The organism is Actinomycetota bacterium, assembly GCA_030019255.1.
In the GTDB taxonomy this organism is placed as follows: Bacteria; Actinomycetota; Geothermincolia; order Geothermincolales; family RBG-13-55-18; genus Solincola_A.
The window spans coordinates 133998-143038 of the sequence record JASEFK010000008.1 but is presented as its reverse complement, the minus strand read 5'-3'; the positions used below and the strand labels follow the sequence as shown (position 1 = coordinate 143038).

The window sequence follows — 9041 nt, the reverse complement described above, 5'->3', positions numbered from 1 at the left end:
CAACCGTGTTCCATATGGGAGAACGGAAAAGACGTCACGGGAAGAAAGCTTGAAAGGTTAGGTTGGTAAGCGGTTACCCATCGAAGTCCCCAATACAGGAATGAAAGTTCGCATATCTGGCGGTAAAGATTCCCCTCGATGTCCTGAACTACTCAGGTTTTATCAATTCCGCGCCTCCATCGATGAAGGATGCGCCTCGATCATCCGTATTAGAAGTTTGGGCAGGGAGTCTTTCGCCCGGCGGTTAAGGAATTTTTAATTGTGAAGGAGGGTAGCGCTATGACATATCTCGCTGACATCATGGTGGGAAAAATACGGTCTCCCTTTCTCCGCTTCTCTATCCGCGCACTTCCCTTTCTCGTTCTGTTATCCCTGGTTGCAGGGCTCGCTTTCTCGCCGCTTCCCGCGTCGGCAGGTGGCTTTGCGGAGGAAATCTCTAACAGAACGTCTTTGCGGCACCAGGCATCGCATCCCCCTTCATTTTTGGAGGAGCCTGGGAAGCAGCCCGGTCAGCAGATAGGCAAATCCGGGAGGAATGGGGTCAACAAGAAGCCAAAGGCCGTGGCGGAAGCCGACAAGACCATGGCCGAGGAAGGAGAAGCGATAACCTTCGATGCTTCTTCCTCTCGAGACCCTGATGGAGAGATAGTCTCCTGGCACTGGGATTTTGGTGACGGAGAGGAGTTTTCAGGCGTCAAGGCTGTTCATGCATACCGGGAAACGGGGAATTACAAGGTAACACTTACCGTGAGAGACGATAGAGGGGCGACGGACAAGGACACTTTGCGGGTGAAGGTTGTGGAAGCCTCTCTCAACCGCCCTCCCGTGGCTGACGCCGGGTCCGACCTGGAAGTCGTGATCGGGGAAAAAGCACAACTGGATGGAAGCAAGAGCAATGACCCTGACGGCGATCCGTTGAGTTATACATGGAACATGGTCGAAAAACCGGAAGGAAGCGAGGCTTCCCTGGACGACCCTACCTCCGTGAACCCCGCCTTCATCCCCGACCGGGAGGGGGAGTATGTGATTGAGCTTAAGGTAAGCGACGGTGAGCTGGAAAGCGAGCCTGATTATGTGACCGTCACGGCGGTCCCGCTCCAGCTCTCCAACTCCATCGCCCCCGATGACTACCAGCCCATCGCCACCTACAAGAGCTCCTACCTGGCCCAGAACAGCGCTGGGAAGAAGCTTCTCTACTTGGAAGGGGACGCCTTCGAGAGGGGTTACGCCGAGGGCTATCTCTGCCCGGAGGGCGTGTACCGCATGACCCACGATTACGTGGATAACTTTATAAAGGGCCTTATCAAGGGCTTCGCCGGTCCCCTGGGAGCGCTTGCCGAGGTTCCGTTTTTCGTCCAGACCGTGCGGCGCGTTATGGCCCAGGCGGTGCTCTCCCAGGAGTATGCCGTTCCGGAGGAGTTCTGCCGGGAGATGCGGGGCATCGCCGCAGGGTGTCAGGACCGGGGCTTCGACGTCACCTACCAAGACGTTTTCTTGATCAACGTGGGGTTTGATTTCCTCTATTCCCTCGTCTACCAGGGAGGGAGCCTCCTGTGCAACGAATTCTCCGTCTTCGGGGAGGGAACCCGGGACGGCCGACTCTACCATGGCCGCGACTTCATGTTCACCACCGGTGGAGACGTGTTCTCCGATGAGGCCCTGATCATGGTACATAAACCCACGGAAGGTTTTCCCCTGGCTGCATCCGCCGCACCGGGTTTCGTGGGCTTTCCCACCGCCTTGAACATCCAGGGGGTAAGCTTCGGCATGGACATGGTCCCCAACCGGCAGAACCGTGCCCTGGTTAGCGGCATGGGGTGCCTGCTCCTCTGCCGCCAGGTGGTGCAGTACGCCTCCGACCTCCAGGAGGGCATCGAAATGGTGAGAAACACCTCCCGAGGGGTTTCCTGGCTTTTCATGATTGCCGATGGGAAGGGGCCGGAGGCGGTGGTACTGGAGACGGTGGCCGACCGCCTGACCCCGGAAGGAGACGACCTTTTCTCCACCTTGCTCGGGATATTGCCCGGCCTCTCCACTCTCGTGGCTGGCGTGGAGGAGACCCTCCCCGTACGGCTGATGGATGGAGCCGGGAAGCTAATAACCGGAGTGGGGGACCTTGTGGAGGGGACGGCGGATGTGCTCCCCGTTCTTGGAGATGTGCACCCCGACCGAGGGGTGGCGGTGAGGACCGCCGACTACGTGGACCCGGAGGGACTGGAGGAATATCGCATCGTCATCCCCCTGCAGGACCCGCTGGTCCCGGAGAGGGAGAAGACGGTGATCTCAGCCTTTCCCCTGCAAAGGGAGAGCGAACCGGGCCTGGTGGCCATGACCAACCACTACATCCTACCCCGCATGAACCTCACCCAGATGGGACTCTTCTACCACACCATCGATACCCAGCAGGGCGGGGGAAGGGAGTCGGAGTGGCGCTACGACATTATGGTGGACGCCATCCTCAAATATTACGGGGCCATAGACCGCAACACGGCCATGTGGCTCATCGACTTCCTCAATCCCGCCCGCTGCGATTACTACGGCACGGACACCACCCAGTCGGTGAAGGGCCATCACGTGCTCATGGACAACCATTCCCTGGAGATGTGGTCCCTGCATGGCTACTACGACGACCCCTGGCAGCATGTGGACTTGAAAAAGATCCTCGGACTGCCCCAACCCCATCCCCCTAACGCCTTTCCGGTGGCCGTCATCCAGGCCAGCACCACCACCGCCGAGGTGGGGGAGGAGATAATCTGCGACGGCTCCGCCTCTCACGATCCCGACGGGGATATCGTCTCCTGGCACTGGGATTTCGGTGACGGGGAGAGTGCCACCGGCAAGACCGTCACCCATGCCTACCACTCTGAAGGGGAGTACACCGTAACTCTCAGGGTGATGGACGATAGGGGGGCAAGTGCAAATGACATCTGCAGAATTGTGGTAGGCAACAAGAAAGCGTGGAGTGATGAACCGCCCCGGAACCCTTATCTTGCCGACGTGTATTGGTCGCAGAGCCATAGAAACTCATACTGTCAGGCTTCTTCACCTTTCCCCGGCCCAACTGATGCCGACATCGAGTACAAGCGACTCCCGCTCATAGCCGATACCCCAATCGTACTCACATTCTCATCACCTTATCCGGACGGAAGAAGGGTTATCTGGGGTTCCGGGGTGGGATTCACGGGACAAATCTTCAAGATGGATCCCGACACCTTCACTTTCATCGACCAATATTATCCACAGGTGGAGGAGGGGAAGGGTCTGCAACTCGGATCTATAACAGGTGCTTATAACATCCTGGACAGGGATGGCAACTTCTTCGTGCCCGTGGAGGACGGTATAAATGCGTTTTGCGATGAGACACCCGGCAATCGTTTCTCCAAAATAAAACTCAAAGCCAGTTTTAAGATTCCAGACGCTGAGCTTATACGGCCCGGCGAGGAGAAGGTCGTGGGTATGACCATGACTTACGATGGGATGATCGCCTTCGTCACCAACCTGGGAACCGTTGGGGTGATCAATCGGCAACTTGATCCGCAGTCGGCCCATTACATTTCACTCAACGGCGAAAAAGGCCGTGATCCTAATACAACCTTGGAGGAACTGGAGCAAGTCTCCAACTCCATCGCTGCCTGTGAAAAAGGCGGGATATACGTAGTCACCGACCGCAAGATGTACAGAGTTCAGTGGACGGGTAATGAGCTAACTCTAGACCCACGGAAAGGTGCATGGAGTGCGGAATACGACACCGACACAGGGCAGCAAGGTGGACGCCTCGGCAAGGGGTCGGGGACGACGCCCACCCTCATGGGAACCGGGCCGGGAGATCGTTTCGTGGTCATAGCCGACGGGGCGAAGCTGATGAAAGCGGTGCTCTTTTGGAGGGACGAAATCCCCAAGGGCTGGAAGCCGATAGCCAAAGGAAAAGACCCCAGGATAGCTGCCGAGGTGCCCATCACCTTCGGCGACTCAAGCGCTACCGAAAGTTATACCGACCAATCTCCATTGGTGCGCGGTTACGAGGTGGTATTCGTGAGCAATACCTTGGGATCAAACATTTTTGATAGTATACCTCCTTCTCTGCAACCCTACACCATGCTCCTCTCCAACATTCCCGGTATTGCCCCCCGGGGGATAGAAAAATTTAGATGGAACGCGACTAAGCGCAAGTTGGAAAGGGTTTGGGCGAACCCGGATATAAGCGTGCCCAACTGCATACCCTGCATGAGCTCAGAGACGAATCTCATATATGTCACTGGGCAGAGAAACGGTTGCTGGACCCTGGAGGCGGTTGACTGGGATAACGGTAAATCGAGGTTTTATTATCGGATACCCATCTCCATATTCGGAATCGTCAACTTTGGACAAGATTTCTTGCCATTCGCCAACAGTTTCTATGCGGCGACGGAGATAGGCCTCGACGGCTGTGTTTATACCGGCACTTTCGGTGGGGTTTCCAGGTTTAGGCCCAGGTAGTTAGCCGGATGCCGGAAAAACGGGTAGCCGAAGGCAGGAGGAGGCACCCTGGGCACCTGCAGGAAAAAGTAGGGAATATACCGAAAGCCCTTCCCTTCTTGTCCGTACACCCACATCTTTGCCAGTGCCGCTGAGCGAAGGCGTCATGTCTTTTAATCGTATTAATCAGTGTCTGGTCGGCATATCGGATTGTCTCAAGAGGAGGTTTGGGAATGGAGGCACCCTGGTTTCAGGAATATCGAGATGTAGGAATTCCGGTGAGCCTGGAGCCCTACCCGGAGGTGCCCACCCACTATTTCCTGGACCGGGCGGCAGAGAGATTTCCAGGCATGGGTTGCGTGCAACTGGGCTTGGAACTTTCCTACGCGGATATAAAGGAAAAGGCGGATCGGCTGGCCGGCGTCCTCAGGGATATGGGAGTGGGCAAGGGGGACCGGGTAGCCACCATGCTGCCCACCTCCATACAGTTCGTTATCGCCGATGCCGCCGTGTCCAAGGCGGGGGCGGTGCACATGCCCTGCAGCTTCCTGGAGGCCCGGGACACCCTGCTGCACAAGTTCCGGGAAGGGACGCCCAAGGTGTTGATCTGCCTGGACGAACACCTTGAGACGGCGGAATATCTTCGGTTAAACTTCAAAGCCCTCCACCAGGTGGTCGTGTCCAACGTGGCGGATTTCTCCGAACTTCCTCCCGAGAAGACGAAAGGAGGCGAATTCCCCCAGCTCCTCGAGGTGCTGGAGGACGCCGAGCCCCGACCGCTGGGGGTGGATATCAATCCGGCCCAGGACTTGGAGACCCTCCTCTTCACCGGCGGAACGACAGGGGTTCCCAAGGGATGCATGCTCACCCACCGCAACATAGTGGCCAACGCCCTGCAGAGCACCTCGGTTTACGGAAGGATAACCAAGGTGCTGGAGGGCAACATGGCCGTGCTCATGGGATTGCCCTTCTTCCACAGCTACGGGCATTGCATGATGCACACCATGATTCAAATGGGTGCCACCTTGCTCCTGGTCATTGATCCCAGGGATACCAGGTCCATGCTCCAAATGATAAGGGAATACCATCCCATCATGCAGATAGGGGTGCCTACCCAATTCATGAAGATGCTCCAGGAGGACCTTAAGAACACCCGCATAATCGGGATATCCGGCTCAGCAGCCCTGCCCCCCACCGTGCAGGAGGAATTCGAAAAAGCCAGCGGAAGCCTCATCTCGGAGGGATATGGCCTCTCGGAGATGTCGCCGGTTACCCACTTCAACATCTCCTCGAACATCCGACTTTTCGGGGGGAGGGCGGCCATCAAGCTGAACAACGTCCTCCTCTTCAATCCCCTGGGCATCGCCCTGAACCGCGGGCTGATAAAGCTCGTGGGATACAAGCGGTTTGGAGAGCTCTTCACTTCCCTGGTCTCCTTCTTGACCAGGTTCAGCGGAAAGTCCCGGAAGTTGAAGTCCATGGAGAAAAGGGGAAGCATCGGCATCCCCGTGCCGGACACCTTGGTGAAGGTAGTTGACCCCGACACCGGGAAGGAACTTTCCTGGGAGGAAATGGTCCAGCAAGGGATGACCGGGGAGATGCTCCTGAGCGGGCCACAGAGGATGCTCGGTTACTGGCCCCAGCCGGGAAGCGGCATGGACGAGGATGGATACATCCACACCGGTGACATCGTGCGCATGGACGAGAAAGGATATTTCTCGGTAGTGGACAGGACCAAGGACATGGTCAACGTCTCCGGATACAAGGTATACACCCGCGAAATAGACGATATCCTCTACGAACACGAGGCCACGGCTCTTGCTGCCACCATCGGTGTGCCGGACCCGGCGAGGCCGGGAAGCGAGCTGGTGAAGGTCTTTATCCAGCTTAAACCGGAGTACGTGGGGAAGGTGACCGAAAATGATTACTTTAAATACCTCTCGCAGAGGGTGGCAAAGTATGCCCGTCCGAGGAGCATCGTCATCGTGGACGAGATGCCCCTGACCGAGGTATACAAGGTGAACAAAAAGCTTCTGCGCGAGCAGGAGATAAGAAAGATGCAGGAAAGTCAGGCCCAAGAGGACCAAGAAGGTTTTAAGGCGGCTGCTCGAGCCGAATAAATGTCGAAATCGAATTTGCTTTAGGACAAGCTTACCCTTTATTAAGGGGCTAGCCTGGTTTTAAACCCCGAATTCCTTGCGCATATCGTTGACCCACTTCCGGAAGGTTTCCCTTTCCTCCGGGGACATCTCGTCGGGGAACCTGCCTTCCACCTTGCCCGCCAGGTCCACCAGCCTGGTGGCGGCCTTGACATTGCGGACTATGGTAGGTAGGTCACCGCGCAACTTCAGTTTCCCCTGCATTATGGCCTTGACCACGTCCGGTTCCTTGGCCAGCACCGATTTCCACTTCGCGTAATCACCGGTTATCTGGTAGTCGGCTTTTTCGGCTGCTTCGTGGGGAACTATCCCCCTTTCCTCACACGTTACCTCCGGACAGTTTCTCGTCTATGAAACCGGCGGTACGCAGGGCCAGGGCCATGATGGTCAGTTGAGGGTTCACGCCCGGCGAGGAGGGGAGCACGCTGCCGTCGCAGAGGTAGAGGTTTTCCACATCCCAGCTCTCGCCGGTGGGTTTGACTACCGACCATTCGGGGTCGTCCCCCATCCTGCATGTGCCCAGGGGATGGTAGGCGGTCATGGCGTAGAAGTCACGGGCTTTAACCGGGCTCTTCTCCAGCCGCTTCAGGTCTTTAGCCCCGCGTATCTCGTAATGCCCGGCGATGGGGGTTATCACCTTGCGGGCCCCGGCGGCGAACCAGACCTCGGCCATAAGCTGCACGGCGAATTTCGCCTTCTCCACGTCCTTTCCCCGCAACATGTAGAGCATGGTGGGCCGCCCTCCAGCTCGCGGCAGGTCGGCGACCCTTCCCCAGGAATCGGTGTCCGACACCATACCGCCGAAGATGCCCATCCGCGGGTATTCATTCATCAGCTTGAAGTGCTTCTTCCCGGCGAAGGGCAGGGCCAGGGAGTGGATTTCCGGCGGGACGGTGCCGCCTTCCAGCATGATACCCTCGTCCTTGAACTCGTCTACGTAACAGGCCTGCGGTATTCCCTTAGGAGGGCCCATGATCTCGTCGAAGAGGGCGACCGTCTGGACAGCCGGATGGATTTCAAGGTTTCTGCCTACCTGGCCGCTGGAGTTGCAGATCCCCTGCCGGAGGAGGAGGTGAGGGGTACAGACGGCTCCCGCCGCCAGGACCACCACCCGGGCATCGATGTCCACCCCGAATTTCTTCCGCTTACCGGTGAGAGGATCCACGAAGGACCCTTTCACTCCTGTAGCCCTGCCGTTTTCCAGCTTTATCCTTTCGACGCGGCAGGAGGTGTAGACGTCCGCTCCATTTGCAACCGCGTCGGGTATAAAGGTGACGTTGACGCTCTGCTTGGAATCGTTGGGGCAACCGAAGACGCAGGACCCGTATCCCTCGCAGTCCTTGGCGTTGCGTGGAAGCCATCCCGAAGACAGCCCCAGCTTTTCCGCACCCCGCAGGAAGGTCTGGGCCACCTTTCCCGCCACCTCCGGGTCCGCCCGCTTCACGAAAAGGTATTCCTCAAGATGCGCGTAGATGAGGTTCAGTTCTTCCTCGGTGAGGTCCCGGAGTCCGTGCACCACCTGCCATTTCTTCAGGACAGGCTTGAGGATGCGCAGGGCGGTGCCCGAGTTGATGGTCGTGGTGCCTCCCACCGTCTTCCCCATGGGAAGGAGGATGGAAGGGATTCCCAGGGTCATGGTCTGGCCGGCGTCCCTGTACATCTTCACCAGGGAGTCCACGGGGTCCAGGTTGAAATCCTCCCGGGTGAAATAGGCCCCCTCTTCCAGCACCGCCACGGAGTATCCGGCACCGGAAAGCTCCCTGGCCACCGGGCCGCCCCCTGCTCCCGATCCCACGATAACCACGTCAACAGTGCGCCTTACATGCGAATCTACATGCTCGAGCCCATAGATCATCTCGCCTCACCAGCCATTTGCTCTTGCGGCGATTTTTCCTTTCCCCGGGTTACCGGATGCAGCTCGGCATCCTTTTTCAGGCTCTGGGGATCGAAGCCCAAAGGCACCCTGACCTCGTCCCTTCGGTAATAGGAGATGAGGACGGGCAGGCTCAGGAGCACGGGAATGCCACGGAGAAGAGGATTTCGGCTTGCAAGTAGCCGGTTCATCAGCTCTTCCTTCCGGGTATCGCTCAATCGGTGGAAGGTTCTGCCCCCCAGCACAAGGGAGAGCAGGTGCAGGCCGATCAGGCAAGTCCCGTAGAGCCAGCGGAACTCCGGGGCACCCGTACGTAGATACCAGATGACGAAAGAGGCCTGGCCTTCCGGGTCCGGCTCGGGCATCCCGCTCCAGTAGCTACTGCGGAAATAGAATTTGACCAGTTTTTCGATCTGTTTACGGAAAATGTTCATGCATTCCTCCTGCTGGATATTCCGGATCCTCGGGAAACCTCGGTCTTTCAAAAAGTGAAATACGATTTCGGAGGCGTTTTCCCGCGTTTCCTTGGAGAAAACCACTGCTCCCGCCCGCCA

The 9041-nt window shown here is 57.6% G+C and carries 5 protein-coding genes; 2 read left to right on the top strand and 3 right to left on the bottom strand.

Going from position 1 to position 9041, the window contains the following annotated elements:
• Positions 1-300: 300 nt before the first annotated feature.
• Together QME84_08830 and QME84_08825 are read left to right on the top strand one after the other, a co-directional pair.
• Complete coding sequence (locus tag QME84_08830) at positions 301-4476, top strand: PKD domain-containing protein (GenBank protein ID MDI6874368.1); 4176 nt, start codon at positions 301-303, stop codon at positions 4474-4476.
• A 212-nt stretch (positions 4477-4688) separates the two neighbouring features.
• A complete protein-coding gene (locus tag QME84_08825; protein ID MDI6874367.1) occupies positions 4689-6575 on the top strand; it encodes an AMP-binding protein in 1887 nt (628 codons plus the stop codon).
• A gap of 60 nt (positions 6576-6635) precedes the next feature.
• Here QME84_08825 and QME84_08820 read toward each other — a convergent pair whose 3' ends face one another.
• From QME84_08820 to QME84_08810, 3 genes are read right to left on the bottom strand one after another with little or no spacing between them, the layout of a single operon-like run.
• The gene (locus QME84_08820; GenBank protein ID MDI6874366.1) at positions 6636-6923 is read right to left on the bottom strand and encodes an SCP2 sterol-binding domain-containing protein; all 288 of its coding nucleotides are present in this window, start codon (positions 6921-6923) and stop codon (positions 6636-6638) included.
• 10 nt (positions 6924-6933) lie between these two features.
• Complete coding sequence (locus QME84_08815) at positions 6934-8469, bottom strand: GMC family oxidoreductase (GenBank protein MDI6874365.1); 1536 nt, start codon at positions 8467-8469, stop codon at positions 6934-6936.
• Positions 8466-8921, bottom strand: a complete 456-nt coding sequence (locus QME84_08810) for a hypothetical protein (GenBank protein ID MDI6874364.1) — start codon at positions 8919-8921, stop codon at positions 8466-8468. Before QME84_08810 ends, QME84_08815 begins: the two co-directional genes overlap by 4 nt.
• Between the last annotated feature and the right edge of the window lie 120 nt (positions 8922-9041).

Excerpts from the sequence above, each read along its gene's own strand:
- QME84_08815 (MDI6874365.1), bottom strand. The coding sequence starts at position 8,469 with ATGATCTATGGGCTCGAGCATGTAGATTCGCATGTAAGGCGCACTGTT.
- QME84_08810 (MDI6874364.1), bottom strand. The coding sequence starts at position 8,921 with ATGAACATTTTCCGTAAACAGATCGAAAAACTGGTCAAATTCTATTTC.
- QME84_08825 (MDI6874367.1), top strand. The coding sequence starts at position 4,689 with ATGGAGGCACCCTGGTTTCAGGAATATCGAGATGTAGGAATTCCGGTG.
- QME84_08830 (MDI6874368.1), top strand. The coding sequence starts at position 301 with ATGGTGGGAAAAATACGGTCTCCCTTTCTCCGCTTCTCTATCCGCGCA.